Below are 18,931 nucleotides of genomic sequence, written 5' to 3'. Positions count from 1 at the left end.
GTAAATTGGTCTTACCAATTTACATTCAGCGATTGAGTTTGCTATCAATGGAGATGTTGTGTAGTTGTAAATTTAATCTTTGATGCGGGTTGAGAAGCAGGAGGAGGTACTGACGTGAAAGGGGAGCTAACACAACAGCTTTTAGATGCTGTTGGCATCATGTTATTGGGCATGGGGCTGGTTTATTTATTTTTAAGTGTATTGATATTAGGTGTACATCTGGTTGCTAAGTGGTGCCGTGAAGAGCCCAAAGCAGCAGATCCGTTAAAGGCGAATGATGCTCGCTCGACCGGAGCTGCAAACACCTTGGATCCTAAATTGGTGGCTGCGATCAGCTTAGCCGTCCAGCAGTATCGTTCTCAGGCTAAATAATGGAGCGCCATATGAACCGAGTAAATTCGATTGTGGCGTCTAAGCCATTACAGTTAACCGATGTTGTTTTGAGGGATGCACATCAGTCTATTTTAGCAACGCGTTTACGCATTGATGACATGCTTCCGATTGCACCTCTGCTAGATAAAGTGGGATTTTGGTCGCTCGAGTCTTGGGGCGGAGCGACCTTCGATGCCTGTATCCGTTATTTGGGTGAGGACCCTTGGGACAGGATCCGCGAACTGAAAAAGTTAATGCCTAATACGCCTCAACAAATGTTGTTGCGCGGACAAAACCTTTTGGGTTATCGCCATTATGCCGATGATTTAGTGACACGTTTTGTCGAACGTGCCCATGCCAATGGGGTCGATGTGTTCCGTATCTTTGATGCGATGAATGATGTGCGTAACCTCGAGATGGCGGTAAAGGCGGTGCGTGATGTCGGTGGGCACGCGCAGGGCACAATTTCTTATACGACCAGCCCTGTTCATACGGTTAATACATGGGTCGATATGGCAAAGCGTCTTGAGGACATGGGCTGCCATTCGCTGTGCATTAAAGATATGGCGGGTCTACTCAAGCCGATGGAAGCCTTTGAGCTTATCAGTCGCTTAAAATCACAAACTCAACTCATGCTCTCATTGCATTGTCACGCCACCACTGGCCTGAGCACTGCTACCTATCAAAAGGCGATAGAGGCGGGAATCGATGTGCTCGATACCGCGATTTCTTCCATGAGCCAAACCTATGGTCATACGGCAACTGAAACTGTGGTTGCCATGGTGGCAGAGACTGAGCGTGATACTCACTATGACCTTGCCTTACTAGAGGAAATTGCCGCCTATTTCCGTGAGGTGCGGAAAAAGTACGCCAAGTTTGAAGGAGCATTAAAGGGCATTGATTCGCGCATTCTTCGTGCTCAAGTGCCCGGTGGCATGTTGACGAATATGGAGAGTCAGCTCAAAGAACAAGGCGCGGCTGATAAGCTCGATGCTGTGCTGGAGGAGATCCCTAGGGTACGTCAGGATTTAGGTTTTCTGCCTTTGGTTACGCCAACCTCGCAAATTGTTGGCTCTCAGGCGGTTATCAACGTACTGATGGGGCAAAGATATCAATCGTTGACGAAAGAGACTGAAGGCGTGTTAAGGGGCGAATATGGCGCCACTCCAGCCCCGGTTAATCCCGAGTTGCAGGCCAGAGTGCTAAACGGCGCGGCGGCGATAACCTGCCGTCCTGCGGATTTACTCGCACCAGAGTTGGACAAACTGCGTACGGAGTTATTATCAAAGGCGCAGGACCAAGGGATTAGTCTCGTCTCTGAGAGTAATGAAAAGTCTTTGGATGATGATTTACTCATCTATGCGCTCTTCCCGCAGATTGGTTTACAGTTTTTAAAGCACCGTCACGATCCAACCGCCTTTGAACCTAAACCTGAACTTGCGCCAGTGTTGCCTGCTACGCCGCGAGAGGCCGAAACCTATACCGTCATGGTTGAGGGGCAAACTTATGTGGTTGAAGTCGCCGAGGGTGGCGAAATCAGTCAAATCCAAGCTCAAGGGCAAGCAGCACAGCAGCTTGGTCAAGCTAATCCTTATCAGTCGAGTGCTGCGTCAGTACCTCAAACCAGTGAAGTGAAACTTAAGATGAGCGCGCCACTATCGGGCAATATCTTCAAAGTGCATGTCGGCATTGGTGACAAGGTGTGCGCCGGCGATGTTGTTATCATCCTAGAGGCCATGAAAATGGAGACTGAAATCCGCGCTCAGGGAGATGGCATTATTACCCATCTCTTTGTGAAAGAAGGGGATTCGGTTGCCGTGGGTTCTCAATTACTGGCCTTAGCTTAGGAGTCGTTATGGATGGTTTACTGGCTTTCTGGGCCGAAACGGGCATAGCCCATTTTACTGCAGGGCAAGCTTTGATGATGGCTGTGGGCGCCTTGCTGTTATACCTTGCGATAGTGCGTGGCTTTGAGCCACTACTGTTGTTACCTATTGGTTTTGGCGCCGTGCTGGCGAATATTCCCAACGCGGGCTTTACCGAAGAGGGCGGTATGCTGTATTACGCCTACCATGTTGGGATTGAAACCGGGGTGTTTCCGCTGCTGATCTTTATGGGAGTTGGCGCACTGACAGATTTTAGTGCGCTGATTGCCAATCCAAAGACCTTGCTGCTCGGCGCGGCGGCGCAGTTTGGGATTTTCGCGACCTTAATTGGGGCGATAGCGCTAAATCTAGTACCAGGTTTTGAATTTACCATGCAGGATGCCGCTGCCATTGCCATTATCGGTGGCGCGGATGGACCAACGGCGATTTTCCTTGCCTCTAAGCTTGCGCCTGAGTTACTGGGCGCGATTGCTGTGGCGGCCTATTCCTATATGGCGCTGGTACCGATTATCCAGCCGCCGATAATGCGCTTACTCACGACCCAAGCCGAGCGTGAGATAAAGATGGAGCAGCTCAGGGAGGTGAGTAAGAAGGAGAAGATTATTTTCCCGTTGATGGTATTGGGCTTAACGATTTTATTCTTACCCGCAGCGACTCCTCTGGTTGGCATGTTTTGCCTTGGCAACCTAATGCGTGAGTCGGGTGTGGTCGATAGATTATCGAAAACGGCGCAAAACGAGCTGATTAATATCGTCACCATTTTCTTAGGTTTGGCCGTCGGTTCTAAACTTTCTGCGGAGCAATTCTTGCGCGTCGAAACCTTGGGGATCTTGGTTCTGGGGGCGTTGGCATTCGGGATTGGTACCGCAGCAGGGGTGCTGATGGCAAAACTGATGTGTAAATTAACTGGCGGTAAGGTCAACCCGTTAATTGGCGCGGCGGGCGTATCGGCAGTGCCAATGGCGGCAAGGGTGGTGAATAAGGTGGGGTTAGAGGCTAATCACCATAACTTTTTGTTGATGCATGCCATGGGGCCAAACGTTGCTGGGGTATTAGGCTCTGCGGTGGCGGCTGGGATTTTACTGGCTGTGCTTGGCTAGGCTGCGTGTTTGGTGGCTAGAGCAAAGCCTATTGGTTAACAATAGGCTTTTAAGCCGTTAACCACAGGAGCAGCATTAGCAGCAAAATCACCGTGCCGCTGATGGCTATGATGTAGATAAAGCCACGTTTTCCTTGGGCCAGCGGCAAACCATTGGCTTTTAAAAACAGTATCCACAGTAAGCAAAGGATAAGTGGGAATAAAAACAGTTTAGTCATGTTTCATTCTACTTTTGATAAATAAGTGAAGAGTTTAACAGCTTGTTTAGCCGAAAGTCATGGATGTTTTATTCGCAATAAATGAAATACGGATAATAAAAAAGACCGCATCTAAGCGGTCTTTTTTATTGGATAACTCTTAATGATTTATCGTGAGAGATTAATTATCGGCAATCGCAGCCGTTTGAGTCTCGTTGCTGTAGAACTGCTCAACATCAAGCTCATTTTCAGATTTGCCAATTACCACGGCGGTCATCATGTCGCCTGTGACGTTGGTCGCAGTGCGGATCATATCGATAATACGGTCGATGGCGGCAATAAAGGCGATACCTTCTAGGGGTAAACCAATCACACCTAAAGTGACGGTTAACATCACCATGGCGCTGCCTGGCACGCCAGCGGTACCGACTGAGGCCACAGTGGCTGTGACGGCAATCATCACATAATCTAAGGTATCGAGTGGAATGCCGTAAATTTGAGCGATAAAAATCGCGGCAATTGCAGGGTAGATACCACCACAACCATCCATGTTCATGGTGGCGCCGAGTGGCATAACGAAGGCGCTATAACGCTTTGAAACACCCATGGTTTCAACCGCTCTGGTACTGGCGGGCAGGGTGCCGAAGCTTGAGGAGGTACTAAAAGCCACTAATTGCGCCGGCATGGCCTTACGGAAAAATTGCACAGGGCTTAAGCCCGCGGCAAATTTAACCAGTCCGCCGTAGACAAAAATCATATGGATAAGGGCGGCAATATAGATAGCGGCAATAAATTTACCTAGAGGTAATAGGGTCGATAAACCATATTCACCCACTACCCAAGCCATTAAACCAAATACGCCAATTGGGGTGAGTTTTAGCACCATGCGTGTCAGTTGGAACATGACTTCTGCACCTGCTTCGATGGTGCGTTTTAGTGGCTCTGCTTTCTCACCAACCTTGTTGATAGCAATACCGACTAATGCGGCAAATACAATGATCTGTAGTACTTTCCCATCCGCCAGTGAGGCAAAGGGATTGACTGGGATCATATCGAGCAACACCTGCGCAAAGCCTGGAATATTGCGCTCACGCACTTCCGTGGTGGCCAGTTGCATTGTGCCGCCCATATCGATAAGCGAGCCAACCGCTAAACCAATCAGTGAGGCAACAGTGCCAGTCAGCATAAACATGCCTAAGGTCTTAAGACTTAAGCGTTTGAGATTCGTTTGAGAGCCGAGTGAGGTGATACTGACCACAATCGCACAGAAGACCAGTGGGGCAACCAGCATCTTAATGGCGCTGATAAACAAATCGCCAAGCGGTTTAAGCACAGTGGCGGTTTCACCTAAAAGTACGCCAACGAGCGCACCTAAAATAAAGCCTGCGAGGACTTTTTGCCAAAAAGGAATGCGGCTAATGGTTTGAAGGATCATGCGTTTTCCAAAAATATATCATTACAAGCCCGTGGACCTGAGATGCTAGTATGAGTATCCACTTGAAGTGAGTGAACTTATACCAAGCGACGAGTCAGGTACAGGACATTTTTTGCCATTAAAGGCATTGTATCGGCTGTGATAGGGTTATAACAAACCGATTTTCTTATAACTTATTGTGATAAATGAGTTTGTTGTGAAATGGTTAGTCGCTACATCCTTTTAACGCTGTGGTAGTTCACTGTTTGATAGCGTGAAAGAGCAGTAATTTCATAGAGTAAGCTTTTATGTCTGAATTAAGCATGATGTTTTCTGGGGCTTTTTTAGCCGCGACCTTGTTACCGGGAGGATCAGAAGTTTTACTGATTGCGTTGCTGAATAAAGCGCCGCAAGTTTGGGTCGCATTAGTGGTGGTGGCCAGTGTGGGCAATACCTTAGGGGCGATGACAAGTTTTTATCTAGGGCGGTTCGGTCGGTTTGCAAAGTGCCCCGAGGCCCTAAGTGAGGGAAAGCAAGCCAAAGCCTTAGCCATTATTGAGCGTTACGGTGTTTGGTCGTTATTGTTGTCGTGGGCGCCAGTGATTGGCGATCTATTATGTTTATTGGCGGGATGGTTGAAGCTTCGGGCGTTCCCCGCATTAGTGATGATTTTGATCGGCAAAACCCTGCGTTACCTTATTGTGGCGGCCGCCACATTACATTGGTTTAGTTAGTTTTTAAACGTGTTGTTCGGTTAAAGGACGATAAGACTGCAAAGGAAGTCCTTGTATTACTTGGAACTTTGCAGGGCTTAATGAGTCTGAACTCATTATTGATACCGAGCATTCTACAGGGGCTAATTTTTTAGCCTATTGATGTATAAGGGGAATACCTTGAAAAAATGGATATTAGCGGTCGCGATCTCCGCCGCACTCGCAGGTTGTGCCAGCCAAACCTCAACTCAATTACCCGCGGGTGTAAAGTTAATTGAAAATGTGCAACTGAAGGACTCTGAAGTTGGTATTCCCTTTAAAAAATATCAGCTTGCCAATGGTCTAACGGTTATTTTGCATCAAGATCATTCCGATCCCTTAGTGCATGTCGATGTGACTTATCACGTCGGCTCGGCCAGAGAACTTGCTGGCCGTTCAGGCTTCGCCCATTTATTCGAACATATGATGTTCCAGGGCTCTGAGCACGTCGCCGATGAGCAACATTTTGAGGTGGTGACCGAGGCGGGGGGCACGCTAAACGGCTCTACCAATACCGACAGAACCAACTACTTTGAGACAGTCCCTAGCAACCAGCTCGAAAAAATGTTGTGGCTCGAGTCTGACCGTATGGGCTTTTTGTTGCCGGCGCTGACCAGCGAGAAGTTTGAAGTACAGCGCGAGACAGTGAAAAACGAGCGTGCTCAACGCATTGATAATCAACCCTATGGCCGAATGAGCGAGCGCTTTAATCAGGCGATGTTCCCGGTCGGTCATCCCTATTCTTGGCCTGTGATCGGCTGGCCAGAGGATCTTAACCGCGCCACAGTGGATGATGTGAAACACTTTTTCCAGCGTTGGTACGGCCCGAATAACGCCACTCTGACCATTGGCGGCGATTTTGATGAACTACAAGCCTTAGCCTGGGTAAACAAATACTTTGGCGAAATCCCCCGTGGCCCCGAGGTTCAGCCAGAGCCCAAGACGTTAGTCACGCTCGATAAGACGCGCTATATCTCAATGGAAGATAACGTGCATTTACCGCTGATCCGTATCGGCTTTCCGACTGTGTATGCCAGCCATCCCGATGAAGCCGCGCTGGACTTATTAGCCAATATCCTCGGTGGCGGTAAAACCTCACTCGTTTACAAAAACTTGGTTAAGGATGGTTATGCAGTACAGGCAAGCGTGAGCCAACCCTGCCAAGAGTTAGCCTGTCAGATGTCGATTTATGCCTTAGCCAATCCGCAAAAAGGCGCGACCTTAGCCGAACTTGAGCAGCGTATTCTCGACTCGATTAATGAGTTTGAGCAGCGCGGCGTCACCGACGATGACCTGCAAAAAGTGAAAGTGCAGTTTGAGGCCGATACCATTTTTGGCCTGCAGAGCGTAAAAGGCAAAGTGTCTATGCTTGCCTTGAATCAAACCATGTTTGGTGAGCCGAATAAGATTGCAGTAGACCTTGCGCGCTACGCCAATGTGACCAAAGACGATGTGATGCGGGTATTTAAAAAGTACATCAAAGACAAGCCCATGGTGGTGATGAGTGTGGTGCCACAGGGAATGACGGCTTTAGTCGCTCATCCGGATAACTTCACCCCTCAAACCTTGCCCGTGGCGTATACGGCTGTAGAGGGGGATTTACCCGCCGCTAAGTTAGTGTCAAGTTTCGACCGTTCCAAAATGCCTGCCTCGGGCGCGGCGCCCGTGCTAAAAGTCCCGACGATTTGGACCACTAAGTTAGCCAATGGCATCGAAGTGATGGGCACTCAAAGCAGCGAAACTCCAACAGTAGAGTTAGTGATTTATCTTAACGGCGGACACAGATTAGTGCCCGTTGAAAAGGCGGGCCTGGCAAGCTTAACCGCTGAGATGCTAAATGAGTCGACTCAAAAGCGCTCAACCGAGCAGTTGTCGCAGGCGCTTGAGATGCTCGGCAGTACGGTGGACTTTAGTGCCTCCGAATCCCAAAGTACGATTAAGGTGTCGGCGCTTACCGAGCACTTGGATGAAACCTTAGCCATTTTAGAAGAAAAGCTGTTCCAACCTGCGTTTAACGAGGCCGACTTTGCACGGGTGAAGCAACAACAGTTGCAGCAAATTCAGCATATGCAGTCAGATCCAGGCTATGTCGCTAACTCTGCGTTGTATAGCTTGCTCTATGGTAAGAATAACGCTCAAGGCGTGAGTGATGCGGGGACCTTAGATTCCGTTGCTGCGCTGACTCTTGCGGATGTGAAGGCGTTTTATGCTGAACAGTACCGTGGGGCAAACGCTAAAATCATTACGGTAGCGGATCTGCCTGAAAGTGCATTGCTACCTAAGCTCGCGGGATTGAGTCAATGGCAAGGGGAGGCGAGTAGATTGCCGCCACTCAAGTCATTCCCTGCACTGAAGGGCGGGACTATCTATCTTATCGATAAACCGGGCGCCGCTCAGTCGGTGATTAACATTGCGAAACGTGCCTTACCCTATGATGCAACAGGTAATTATTTTAAATCTTACCTTATGAACTATCCGCTTGGTGGTGCCTTCAATAGCCGTATTAACCTCAATCTACGTGAGAACAAGGGGTATACCTATGGGGCTCGCAGTTCATTTACCGGTGGCGTCGAAGTCGGTGACTTTGTGGCCTCGAGTGATGTGCGTACCGATGTGACGGCTAAGGCGGTAAATGAATTTATCAAAGAGATCAAAGTCTATCAGCAGAATGGGATGACAGACACTGAGCTCGGCTTCATGCGTAACTCGGTTTCCCAAGGGCAAGCATTGGATTATGAGACGCCTTATCAGAAGGCGGGTTTTATGCGGATGATCCAGCGTTACCAGCTGAGCCAAGATTTTACTACCGAGCAGGACAAAATTATAAATACTGTAACAAAAGATGAACTCAATGCCCTCGCGGCTTCCGAGCTAGATATCTCGAAAATGATCATCTTAGTTGTCGGGGATAAGGCGAAAATTGAAGCGGATTTAGCAACTTTAGGCTATCCAATTGAAACTTTAGTATTGTAAATTAGCTTTTCGACCCAATATAAATTGCAGACAAGCTAATTGTGCAGCACAACCTCGCTGCCAGTCTAAAGTATTAACGAGTAAGACGGTGACAGCATTAGCTGTCACCGTCTGCGTTTTATCGCAGAAGAATGTAATTAGGCTTGCTCCACGGACAGGTTTAGATTTATTTTGAGGCGTATTTTGAAAGATAAGCCTCAAAATAAAGGTCTGACTGTTAACCTTGTCGCGATAGCGAATCACCAATCAGAGAAGCGCAAATTGAAGCCATTCAATGAATTAGTACAACATTTCTCGGACGCTCAAGGGCGTGCCGCACTCCTTGGCATGTTACGTGGAATTGAGCGTGAAGCGCTGCGTATCGACGAGTCAGGCTACCTTGCGTTAGATGGTCATCCATTAGAGCTTGGCTCGGCATTAACGCATTCGCGCATTACGACAGATTACAGTGAAGCACTGCTTGAATTTATCACCCCAGTAAACAATCAAGTTGGCCCCCTATTGCAAGGACTCACCGAGACCCATGCCTTTAGCGTGCGTCATTTGCATGGTCAGCGCCTGTGGCCTGTGAGCATGCCATGTTACGTGAAGGATGAGCAGAATATTCCGGTCGCCCGTTATGGCAGTTCTAACACGGGTAAGATGAAAACCTTGTATCGCAAGGGCTTAACCTACCGTTATGGCGCTCTGATGCAGATCATCTCTGGGGTGCATTTTAACTTCTCGGTATCGCAGGAGCTGTGGCAAAGCCTCTATGAGTTGAGTGACAAAAGCGTGAGCTTTGAGGATTTTATCTCCGAATCTTACTTTGGCCTCATTCGCAATTACCGCCGTTTAGTCTGGGTGTTACCTTATCTGTTTGGGGCATCACCTGCGCTGTGTAGCTCGTTTATCAAGGGGCAGAAGACCGATTTACGCTTTGAAAAATCGGGCCGTGGCACCTTGTATCTACCCTATGCGACTTCGCTGCGGATGAGCGATTTAGGTTACACCAATAAAGAGCAAGAAGATCTTAATATCAGTTATAACTCCCTGCCCGAGTATCTGGCTGGGGTGAGAGCCGCGATTAAGATGTCATCGGCCAACTTTGCCAATATCGGGGTGAAGGTGGATGGTGAATATCGCCAGCTCAATGCCAATGTGCTGCAAATTGAAAACGAATTTTACTCGCCTATCCGTGCTAAACGCGTCACCAAAAGCGGTGAGAAACCCTCTGAAGCCCTTGCCCGTGCGGGGGTTGAATATATTGAGGTGCGTGCATTAGATGTAAACCCCTTCAGCCCGATTGGGATTGAAGAGAACCAAGTGCGTTTCCTCGACTTGTTTTTACTCTATTGCTTATTAACCGAGTCGCCTAAGTGCGATGTGGCAGAAGAAGCCCGTTTAAGTGCTAACTTAAAATCCGTCGTGCTTGAAGGCCGTAAACCTGGGCTCGAGTTATTAACCGAGACTGGTACACGCTCACTGCAAACGTGGCTTTTGGATCTGTTTGAGCATTTGGATGCATTGGCCAAATTGCTCGATGGTGATAAACAGGATTACCAAGCGGCCTTAGCCCATTGGCGTGAAGCCGTGAATGACCCACAAAAGACCTTGTCAGGGCTGGTCATTCAGCAATTAATCACTAACGGCCAAGACCATGGACAATGGGTGATGTCACTGGCGCAGCAATATCACCAATATTTTATGGATTACCCCTTATCTGCCGAGGTTGTCAGCGATTATCAAGCTGAGGCGCAAGCATCGCTTAACAAGCAAGCGGACATCGAAGCGGCGCAAAGTGCGGTATCCTTTGATGATTATCTGACGGACTATTTCGGGACTTCATCCTAATGAGTCACTATTTAACTGGGCACAAACTTACACTTGCCGCTAGTCTACTTGGGCTCACGGCATTGTTGTCTGGTTGTGTCTCCTCGCCTGAAGATGACTTAAGTTGCGGCACTGTGTCCGGGTATTTACAGCCCGATGCCAGCACCCATTGGTATCGCGTAGTGGTGACCCATCTCAATGGTAAGCCTGTGGTGTCTAAACCTAATTATCAATTGGCGCCGGGGGAATATGAGTTCACTGTCGCCGAGCTGATTGATGATCCTTCCCTTGGGGTTTCCCTCAGTGCGCGTACTCCTAAAACCTTCAAGTTAATGGTGGAAGGGCATCAGCGTTACCATATTGGCGCCTTATTCCATACGGATAAGCGCTATATGGGTAAAGATACCAACTATTGGGAGCCTGGTGTGTGGCAGCAAGAAAACCATGAATGCCAGTTTGATCTCAGCCCTGAAACAAAATAATCCGATTTAACAATGGATTGTCATTTCTGTTAATGAGTTTGGCCTGATAATAGGCGCTAAGGTGATCTTAGCGCCAAAAACAGGATTGGCGCTTTGCCTCACCCTATGACTGTGCGATGATGGGCCAGTTTTATTTCTTGGGAGAACAAGCGCTGAATGAAATGGCTTTCGACAACTCTGCTATGTGCATCCATTGGTTTACTCTCTGGCTGCGCCACTTCTCCGCCTAAATCTCCCGATAACCTTTGCGATATTTTTCAAGAGCATCGTTCATGGTACGAAGCCGCTAAGGACACCCGTGATAAATGGGGCGTGCCTGTGCATGTGCCACTGGCGATGATGTATCAAGAAAGCTCCTTCAAGCATAATGCCGCGCCGCCAATGGAGTACTTCTTAGGGTTTATTCCCATCGGTCGAGCCAGCGATGCCTATGGTTATGCACAGGCCAAAACCATGACCTGGGATGATTATGTTCGCGAGACGGGAAACAGCTGGTCTTCGCGGAGTAATTTTGATGATGCTATGGATTTTATGGGCTGGTTTATTTACAAGACTAATAAAATCAATGGCGTTTCCAAGTGGGATGCGAGGGCGCAATACCTCAACTATCACGAAGGCTGGGGAGGCTATCGCCGCGGGACTTATAAGTCTAAGGCGTGGCTGGTGAAAGTCGCGGCTAAGGTGGATGACAGGGCTAAGCGCTATGCGGCTCAGTATAAAACCTGTCAGGAGGATCTAGATTCTTCTTGGTTGTGGCGCTTATTCTTCAGCTAGTAACAGATTTATGCGTTTAGGAGCTTATGGTTGATAAGCTCCTAATGCCACTACTGCGCCAATTGGTTATTGGCCGCAATCGCTTCGAGTGCTTTTACCGCTTTCTTCTTACCGCGTTTTTGCTCATACATAGCTTGGTCTGCCAGTTTAAATGATTTTGCCCAATCATTGTCGTATGCGGCTATACCCACGCTGAAGTTAAGATTTAAGGATGACTCTTGGTGTAACTTGACGCGCATAGCATCCAAATCGCTTTCAAGCAGCTCTAATGGACCATGGCAGAGGGCGACAAACTCATCCCCCCCGAAGCGCGAGATAATGCCTTTATGCTTCCAATAACTCAGTATGGTATTAGCTACTCGCTTAATGGCCATATCGCCAGCCTGATGCCCATGCTGATCATTAATGGTCTTGAGATTATCCATATCGATAATCACCAAAAAGCTGCCTAGATGAGCCTTAGGTTGCCAATGTTGTAGGGCATCTTCGAAGTTTTTACGGTTATAGAGTCCGGTTAAGTTGTCAAAGTTGGCGAGTTTAGTGATTTGCAATGACTTCTGGTACAGGGCAATCGCATTGCTGGCCTCATGGGTGAGAATAGAGACCAGGTTGCGGTCGTAATCACTAAAGGCACCGACACTACTACTGTCGAGATTAAGCATGCCATAGAGTTTGCCATCGATGCGTATTGGGCTTGAGAGTGTAGAACGTATCGGTTGCTTAGCCGCGGTGAGCAAGATGTGCTGCTCTTCACCGGTGAGCGTACTGGCGGCATTGATGTTTTTCATATCATCCACTACTACCACGCGGTCGCATTTGCCCTTAGTGAGCCGATATTCGAAGGACTGCTCGAGGGAAAAATTCAATTGCTTGAGCATGTTAAGATCGAGCCCAACAACGGATTCGAAGTGCAGTTTATGGGTCTCTTCGTTGACTTTGATGATGCTACCCATTTCGGCACCGTTAATGATGCAAACGGCTTTATTCAGCAGTGCATCGAGAAACGCATGTTCATTTTTATACTGGCTCGATAGATGGGCAAGCTCATAAATAGCATCGTTAATGCTCACCACTTGCTCTAAGTGTTGCCATAGACGGGTTAAGCGACCCTGGTGAAGATAATAAATAAGGCTGTAGGCAATCACATAGATAAGACAGACAAACAGCAGCGGCAGAATAGTCCAACCTTCGGTGGGAGCATTAAACACAAACAGTAAGACGAATAATACTATTGGCACTATCAGCAGCAATAGATGATAGCGATAGTCCAAGCGGTCTATGGTTTTACGTTTAAAATTATCCCTTAATTTCACTCGGCAGTTCCTTTGTTCGTGCTCCGGTTAGTCAGCTTTAATCACTACATCACTAACTCATTCACGCTGAGTATGGATAAGTATATAACGAAGATAAAAAAATGACGGATAAGGGAACAATTTTGCTCCCTTATCAGTGGTCTGCGGCTCGGTTAGGCTTTAGCGAACTCAGCTAAAATCCACGCGAGTGGCGCTTGGTATTGGCTTGGCATCCAAGTTTGCAGCGCGCTAATGCTGTCTTTTAATACGGTAGTATTCGGCACAGAAAGGTTTAAGTGCCCGACTTTACGGCCAGGACGAACCTCTTTGTTGTACCAATACAGTTCGGCATTAGGCAGGTTTAACCAGCGGGGATCGTTTTCGATACCAATCAAATTGACCATCACGCATTGAAAGTTCACCTGTGGCTGCGGAATCGCAATACCGCACAGGGCTCTTAAATGCAGTTGGAATTGATCCATATGGGTGCCCGCTTGGGTCCAATGGCCTGAGTTGTGCACCCGCGGTGCTAACTCGTTAACCAGCAACTTATCGCCAACACGGAAACACTCCATCGCCATCACGCCGACATATTCCAGCTCATGCATAATGGCGCTGAGCATGCCTTCCGCTTGGGCTTGCAGGTGATTCAGGCGAGTCAGTGGCGAAATTGAGGCCATCAAAATGCCGTCTTGGTGCAGGTTGAGTGTTAATGGATAAAACACGCATTGACCTTCACGGGTACGTACGCCGACTAAGGAGACTTCTTCATCGAAGTTGATTGCTTGTTCGGCAATGGCCAAGTTACGCCAATCTTGGGGGATCTCTCCCGCTTCGGCTTGTTTTAGCCAGTGTTGACCCTTACCGTCGTAACCACCTGTGCGGCGCTTCATTAGCACTCGCGGGCCAAAGGCTTGGTACAGATTTTCGACGTCGGTTTTATCATCGACAAGTGTCCAAGGCGCCGTTGGGACTTGGATCTGATCGAGTAAGCTTTTTTGGCTGTAACGATCGGCCAAACGGCTAAATACTGGGCCGTTAACAAAATGCTGATGGGTGCTGAGTTGTAAGCTTAAGGCGGATTCGGGCCACTGCTCGCGTTCGGCGGTGATGATATCGTGAGGCGCTAGCGGCAGGATTTCATCGGTTGGCGTCATGATATCGACGGCGCGAACATCAATCGCCAAAGGCTCGCCCGCGTGGGTCAGCATGGCGCCAAGTTGGCCATTACCTAATACCCAAACCTTAGGTTTTGCACTTGCTTGAGTCATTAGGCTTCCCTCGGGTCGGGATTGTCCAGCACTGCGCGGGTTTGTTCTTCTCTAAAGGCTTCTAAACGTGCGGCAAGTTCAGCATCGTTATTGGCTAAGATTTGGCAGGCGAGTAGACCGGCGTTAAAGGCACCTGCGGTTCCGATGGCCAGAGTGCCAACGGCAATGCCTTTTGGCATCTGCACGATAGACAGTAAGCTATCCATGCCCGACAGCGCTTTGCTTTGTACTGGTACACCTAATACGGGTAAGCGAGTTTTTGAGGCAATCATACCGGGTAAGTGAGCAGCACCGCCCGCACCACCGATAATAATTTTAAAACCACGGTCAGCGGCTCCGGCTGCAAACTCCATCAGTTTATCTGGCGTTCTATGGGCAGATACGACTTCAACATGGTAAGGCACTTGCAGTTTATCCATGATCTCAGCGGCGGCTTCCATTGTGGGCCAATCACTCTTAGAACCCATAACAACAGCAACAAGGGCTTGCATGATAACTCCTTAACTCACTAATTTTAATTATATTTTGACCTTGTATCAGGTCTGGGTACAGTCGATGTCCGCAACCCCTATCAGAGCCGGGAGCATCATGGCGCAGAATAATAGCATGTAAAGCCTGATTTCTGACGTTTTTTGCGCGTAAAAATAGCGCTTTTAGCGTGGATAAAGTGTTCGCTGAATGGGCTTAAATCCCCTGAGACCATTAAAGGTTTCAGGGGACAGGTATAATAAGCGTTAACTTGAGGGTTAATGAGTGACAGTCGTACTTGATTCGATAATCTGTTCTGGCACTGGCGCTTCTGCCAAGGCTTCGCGCAGGGTGGGATAAAACTTCAGTACGCCCTCAATTGGTTGCACTTTAGCTCTCGCTAGGGTGCGAATAGGTTGGAACTGCAAATCGGCAATGATCAGCTTAGTGTGGTTAAGTTTACATTTATCGATGAGTTTATTGAGCGCCGCAAGGCCCCCCGCATCGAGGATGGATACCCCATCTAAGTAAAGGACGATGACTTGTTTGTCTTGGGTGAGGCTCGCTATCTCGGCAAAAATTCGATCAGCCGCGGCAAAGAATAATGGACCGTTAATTTTTATCACCGCCCAGTCAGCGGGGAGGGGGTGATCGACATAGCGCTTATTGCTGCTGATATCATAAAGCTTGGTCATCTCAGCAATTTCTTTCATAAACAGTAGGGCGGCTAAGATAATCCCTACACTGATGGCGATCACCATGTCGAAAATGACTGTGAGTGAAAAACAAGTTAAAAATACTAAGATATCGCTGGTGGGGGCCGTTTTCAGTAAATGCACCGCTTTGGGGGCTTCACTCATATTCCAAGCCACCACCAATAATAATGCGGCCATGGCTGACATGGGTAAGTAGGCTAATACTCCCGCGAGCGCGACTAAACCCACCAAGACCACTATGGCGTGGATCATCGATGCTATTGGGCTCTGGGCTCCCGCCTTAACGTTTGCCGCGCTGCGCGCAATGGCCGCCGTTGCTGGGATACCGCCAAAAAATGGGGTAATGATGTTACCTATACCTTGGCCGAGGAGCTCACTATTCGCGCTGTGGCGTTTTCCTGTCATGCCATCGAGCACTACGGCACACAGCAGCGATTCAATCGCACCTAACATGGCAATCGCAAAGGCGGCGGGCAGTAAGGCTTGAAAGGTCGCCAGATTAAATTCAAAGGTTTGACCGTTTGCGCCCGTTTGTAACCAAGGCCATTCAAAGTGGGGGAGTACAGCGGGAATACCTGTGCCGACACTGCCGTCGCTTAATTGATAATGAAAGCGTGTTCCTATGGTTTCAATATCGGCGCCCATGGCATTTAACACTAGGGCAAGAATACTGCCTAAGGCGATTGCGGGCAGATGGGCTGGTACTGGGAGCTTCAATTTAGGCCAGAGTAGCATAGTGGCTAAGGTGGCCGCGGCGACTAACAAGCTCGGCAAGTGAAGGCTGGGTAATGCCTGGCCTAAGGCCATGATTTTGGAAAAATATTGCTCCGGCATGTGCTCTATATGCAGGCCAAAGAAGTCTTTTAGCTGCAAAGTTGCAATCACTACCCCAATCCCTGCGGTAAAACCTAAGGTGACGGATTCTGGGATGTAGAGGATCAATCTGCCGAGCCTTAACATCGCCATGGCGACTAACATCATGCCTGACATCACAGTCGCAATGAGCAGCCCTGCCAAACCAAATTGCTGGGCGATGGGATAGAGTAATACGACGAAGGCGGCCGTTGGTCCTGAGACGCTATAACGGGAGCCGCCCGTCATCGCTATGATAAAACCACCGACAATGGCGGTGTATAGGCCATATTGTGGGGCGACACCGCTGGCAATGGCCAGTGCCATCGCCAACGGAATGGCAATAATCCCGACGGTCAGTCCCGCCAGCAGATCTTGTCCAAAACGTTTAACCGAATACTTATCTTTTACGCACGCCTCGCTAAGGGCGTGGGCAATTCTTAATGAAAACAAATGAGCAGAGTGTGACACGTGTGGGTCCATAAACGCGGCTTGTTACAAGGCTCTATTTTAGAGTCCAGAAAAATGTCCTTGTGTGATCATAGTTGCAAAAGACGGTTAAATGTCTTTGTTTTTGATAAATACTGTGCTTGGTAAAGCGGATGTGACAATTTCTCTCATCAAATAACCCTTTTGTGCCGAGGCTGCGTTTATAGGGATATCCACCATTGAGAACACTTTGATTAGGTCACTATCATGAGATATCCATCTTCAGTCTTTCGCCATAAAGCGCATTTAAGTTTTGTTGTTTCGGGATTAACGCTCGCTATTTTGCTCGGTTTGAGTGCTTGCAGTGATAAAGCCGCCGAGCAGCAAACCCCTGCTGAATTAGCCGCTCAAGCAAAACTCGCCGCCGAGCAACAGGCCGAGCGTCAGGCCAATAGGCAAAGAGATGCCGCAATCGCCATGCATGAACAAGCCTCGTCAGCAAAACTGCGGACAATGAGTGCTGAGAGTCGAGCCTATATTGCGCAACCTACTGCCAGTATCAGTGCTGCGCCCGCGTTAAACGGCGATTGGCCGGGGGCTGTGCCACCCGAGCGCAATCGCTTCGAGAAGCAAGTGCAAAACGGCATCATGGTTGCGGGGGAAATCCCGGTCTCCACCTTTGCTATCGATGTCGATACTGGTAGTTACACGACCTTAAGGCGAATGTTAAAGGAAGGGCGGTTACCACAGAAGGACACGCTGCGGGTTGAGGAAATGCTGAATTATTTTTCCTATGACTATCCACTGCCGGGGAAAAATGACGCGCCCTTTAGTGTTACGACCGAGCTTGCACCATCGCCCTATAACGATGACATGATGTTACTTCGCATCGGTTTGAAGGGATATGAGCAGAGTAAGGCTGAACTGGGCGCCAGTAACTTAGTGTTTCTGCTGGATGTGTCAGGGTCGATGGCATCGCCCGATAAGTTACCTTTGCTGCAAACTGCCTTGAAAATGCTGACCCAGCAATTGGATGCTCAGGATAAGGTATCGATTGTCGTCTACGCCGGCGCCGCTGGTGTAGTGTTAGATGGTGCAGCTGGTAACGATACTCAAACCCTTAACTATGCGTTAGAGCAGCTTAGTGCCGGCGGTTCAACCAATGGGGCGCAGGGGATTCAGCTTGCCTATCAGTTAGCGCAGAAACACTTTGTTGAAGGCGGCATCAATCGAGTCATTCTCGCGACCGACGGTGACTTTAATGTCGGCACGACCAACCTCGATGAGTTAATCGATTTGGTTAGCGCGCGGAAACAACAGGGCATAGGGCTCACGACACTCGGCTTTGGCATGGGCGACTACAATGACCATCTGATGGAGCAATTGGCCGATAAGGGCAATGGGCAATATGCCTATATTGATTCTATCAATGAGGCGAGAAAAGTGCTGGTGGAACACTTAAGTGCAACCTTACTCACCATAGCAAAAGAGGTGAAAGTGCAGGTCGAGTTTAATCCCGCTCTTGTGGCCGAGTATCGCTTGATTGGCTATGAGAACCGAGCGCTCGCGCGTGAAGATTTTAATAATGACAAGGTGGACGCGGGCGAAATTGGCGCAGGGCATACAGTCACGGCGCTTTACGAGCTGCGTTATGTTGATGCGGGGAATTTGGCCAATGATAAACTTCGCTATGGCTATAATCCCAAAACGGGCAATGAAAAATATAGCCGCGACGAAATCGCCTTTCTGAAATTACGTTATCAGCTACCGGATGCGACTCAAAGCCAGCTACTGAGTTATCCGATTCGAGCAGACCAAAGGGTAAAATCATTAGCGCAGGCGAGTGATGATTTTCGTTTTGCCGCTGCAGTGGCTGGTTTAGGACAGTTGCTGAATCAAAGCCACTATTTGCATCAATTTGATTATAATAAGCTTAGTGCGCTCACACGTTCTGCGCTGGGGGAAGATACCAGCGGCTACCGACATGAATTTATGCAACTTGTCGATACCGCTGCGGCACTCGCACAAACACAGCGAGCACCAATCAAAAAATCCTTTGATGTCGGAGATAAACCTTTCCCGCCCGAGGACAAACTGCATCAGCAATGAGCCAGATAATTATTTTTCAGTTAGTTAACCATT

The 18,931-nt window shown here is 48.6% G+C and carries 15 protein-coding genes; 9 read left to right on the top strand and 6 right to left on the bottom strand.

The window, feature by feature from the left end; translation table 11 throughout:
- The first annotated feature begins 114 nt into the window (after positions 1–114).
- From SHEWANA3_RS16600 to SHEWANA3_RS16590, 3 genes are read left to right on the top strand one after another with little or no spacing between them, the layout of a single operon-like run.
- A complete protein-coding gene (locus SHEWANA3_RS16600) occupies positions 115–372 on the top strand; it encodes an OadG family transporter subunit (RefSeq protein ID WP_011717989.1) in 258 nt (85 codons plus the stop codon).
- A gap of 11 nt (positions 373–383) precedes the next feature.
- The gene (gene oadA, locus SHEWANA3_RS16595; RefSeq protein WP_011717988.1) at positions 384–2,219 is read left to right on the top strand and encodes a sodium-extruding oxaloacetate decarboxylase subunit alpha; all 1,836 of its coding nucleotides are present in this window, start codon (positions 384–386) and stop codon (positions 2,217–2,219) included.
- Between the two features lie 8 nt (positions 2,220–2,227).
- Positions 2,228–3,358, top strand: coding sequence for a sodium ion-translocating decarboxylase subunit beta (locus tag SHEWANA3_RS16590; RefSeq protein ID WP_011717987.1), 1,131 nt, complete (start codon positions 2,228–2,230; stop codon positions 3,356–3,358).
- A gap of 49 nt (positions 3,359–3,407) precedes the next feature.
- Here the strand turns inward: SHEWANA3_RS16590 and SHEWANA3_RS23645 are convergent, their stop codons facing one another.
- Both SHEWANA3_RS23645 and SHEWANA3_RS16580 read right to left on the bottom strand, forming a co-directional pair.
- Positions 3,408–3,575 (bottom strand): hypothetical protein, encoded by a 168-nt coding sequence (locus tag SHEWANA3_RS23645; RefSeq protein WP_011623730.1) that lies wholly within the window; start codon positions 3,573–3,575, stop codon positions 3,408–3,410.
- Positions 3,576–3,735: 160 nt separating this feature from the next.
- Positions 3,736–4,989: a dicarboxylate/amino acid:cation symporter gene (locus SHEWANA3_RS16580; protein WP_011717986.1), complete on the bottom strand. Its 1,254-nt coding sequence runs from the start codon at positions 4,987–4,989 to the stop codon at positions 3,736–3,738.
- Positions 4,990–5,276: 287 nt separating this feature from the next.
- Here SHEWANA3_RS16580 and SHEWANA3_RS16575 point away from each other — a divergent pair, with 287 nt between their 5' ends.
- From SHEWANA3_RS16575 to SHEWANA3_RS16555, 5 genes are all read left to right on the top strand, one after another.
- Entirely contained in the window at positions 5,277–5,702 is a 426-nt protein-coding gene (locus SHEWANA3_RS16575) for a YqaA family protein (protein WP_011717985.1), read from the top strand.
- A gap of 141 nt (positions 5,703–5,843) precedes the next feature.
- Positions 5,844–8,693 (top strand): pitrilysin family protein, encoded by a 2,850-nt coding sequence (locus SHEWANA3_RS16570; RefSeq protein WP_011717984.1) that lies wholly within the window; start codon positions 5,844–5,846, stop codon positions 8,691–8,693.
- 183 nt (positions 8,694–8,876) lie between these two features.
- Positions 8,877–10,526: a glutamate--cysteine ligase gene (gene gshA, locus SHEWANA3_RS16565; protein WP_011717983.1), complete on the top strand. Its 1,650-nt coding sequence runs from the start codon at positions 8,877–8,879 to the stop codon at positions 10,524–10,526.
- Complete coding sequence (locus SHEWANA3_RS16560; RefSeq protein ID WP_011717982.1) at positions 10,526–10,987, top strand: hypothetical protein; 462 nt, start codon at positions 10,526–10,528, stop codon at positions 10,985–10,987. The genes gshA and SHEWANA3_RS16560 overlap by 1 nt, the downstream gene beginning before the upstream one ends.
- A 156-nt stretch (positions 10,988–11,143) precedes the next feature.
- The gene (locus SHEWANA3_RS16555) at positions 11,144–11,761 is read left to right on the top strand and encodes a hypothetical protein (RefSeq protein ID WP_011717981.1); all 618 of its coding nucleotides are present in this window, start codon (positions 11,144–11,146) and stop codon (positions 11,759–11,761) included.
- Positions 11,762–11,811: 50 nt separating this feature from the next.
- Here the strand turns inward: SHEWANA3_RS16555 and SHEWANA3_RS16550 are convergent, their stop codons facing one another.
- The 4 genes from SHEWANA3_RS16550 to dauA all read right to left on the bottom strand — a co-directional run bounded on the left by SHEWANA3_RS16550 (position 11,812) and on the right by dauA (position 16,831).
- Positions 11,812–13,074: a sensor domain-containing diguanylate cyclase gene (locus SHEWANA3_RS16550; protein ID WP_011717980.1), complete on the bottom strand. Its 1,263-nt coding sequence runs from the start codon at positions 13,072–13,074 to the stop codon at positions 11,812–11,814.
- A gap of 152 nt (positions 13,075–13,226) precedes the next feature.
- Positions 13,227–14,324: a 5-(carboxyamino)imidazole ribonucleotide synthase gene (purK, locus tag SHEWANA3_RS16545; protein WP_011717979.1), complete on the bottom strand. Its 1,098-nt coding sequence runs from the start codon at positions 14,322–14,324 to the stop codon at positions 13,227–13,229.
- Positions 14,324–14,815, bottom strand: a complete 492-nt coding sequence (purE, locus tag SHEWANA3_RS16540) for a 5-(carboxyamino)imidazole ribonucleotide mutase (protein WP_011626975.1) — start codon at positions 14,813–14,815, stop codon at positions 14,324–14,326. Before purE ends, purK begins: the two co-directional genes overlap by 1 nt.
- A gap of 255 nt (positions 14,816–15,070) precedes the next feature.
- Positions 15,071–16,831: a C4-dicarboxylic acid transporter DauA gene (gene dauA / locus SHEWANA3_RS16535; RefSeq protein ID WP_041412735.1), complete on the bottom strand. Its 1,761-nt coding sequence runs from the start codon at positions 16,829–16,831 to the stop codon at positions 15,071–15,073.
- 225 nt (positions 16,832–17,056) lie between these two features.
- On the opposite strand from dauA, the gene SHEWANA3_RS16530 reads away from it, so the two are divergent.
- On the top strand, positions 17,057–18,898 hold the full coding sequence (locus tag SHEWANA3_RS16530; protein ID WP_011717977.1) for a VWA domain-containing protein: 1,842 nt from the start codon (positions 17,057–17,059) through the stop codon (positions 18,896–18,898).
- Positions 18,899–18,931: the final 33 nt, after the last annotated feature.

Origin of the sequence: Shewanella sp. ANA-3 (assembly GCF_000203935.1) — a bacterium.
In the GTDB taxonomy this organism is placed as follows: domain Bacteria; phylum Pseudomonadota; class Gammaproteobacteria; order Enterobacterales; family Shewanellaceae; genus Shewanella.
The sequence above is the reverse complement of the archived record's forward strand: the minus strand, read 5'-3'. Positions and strand labels throughout refer to the sequence as shown.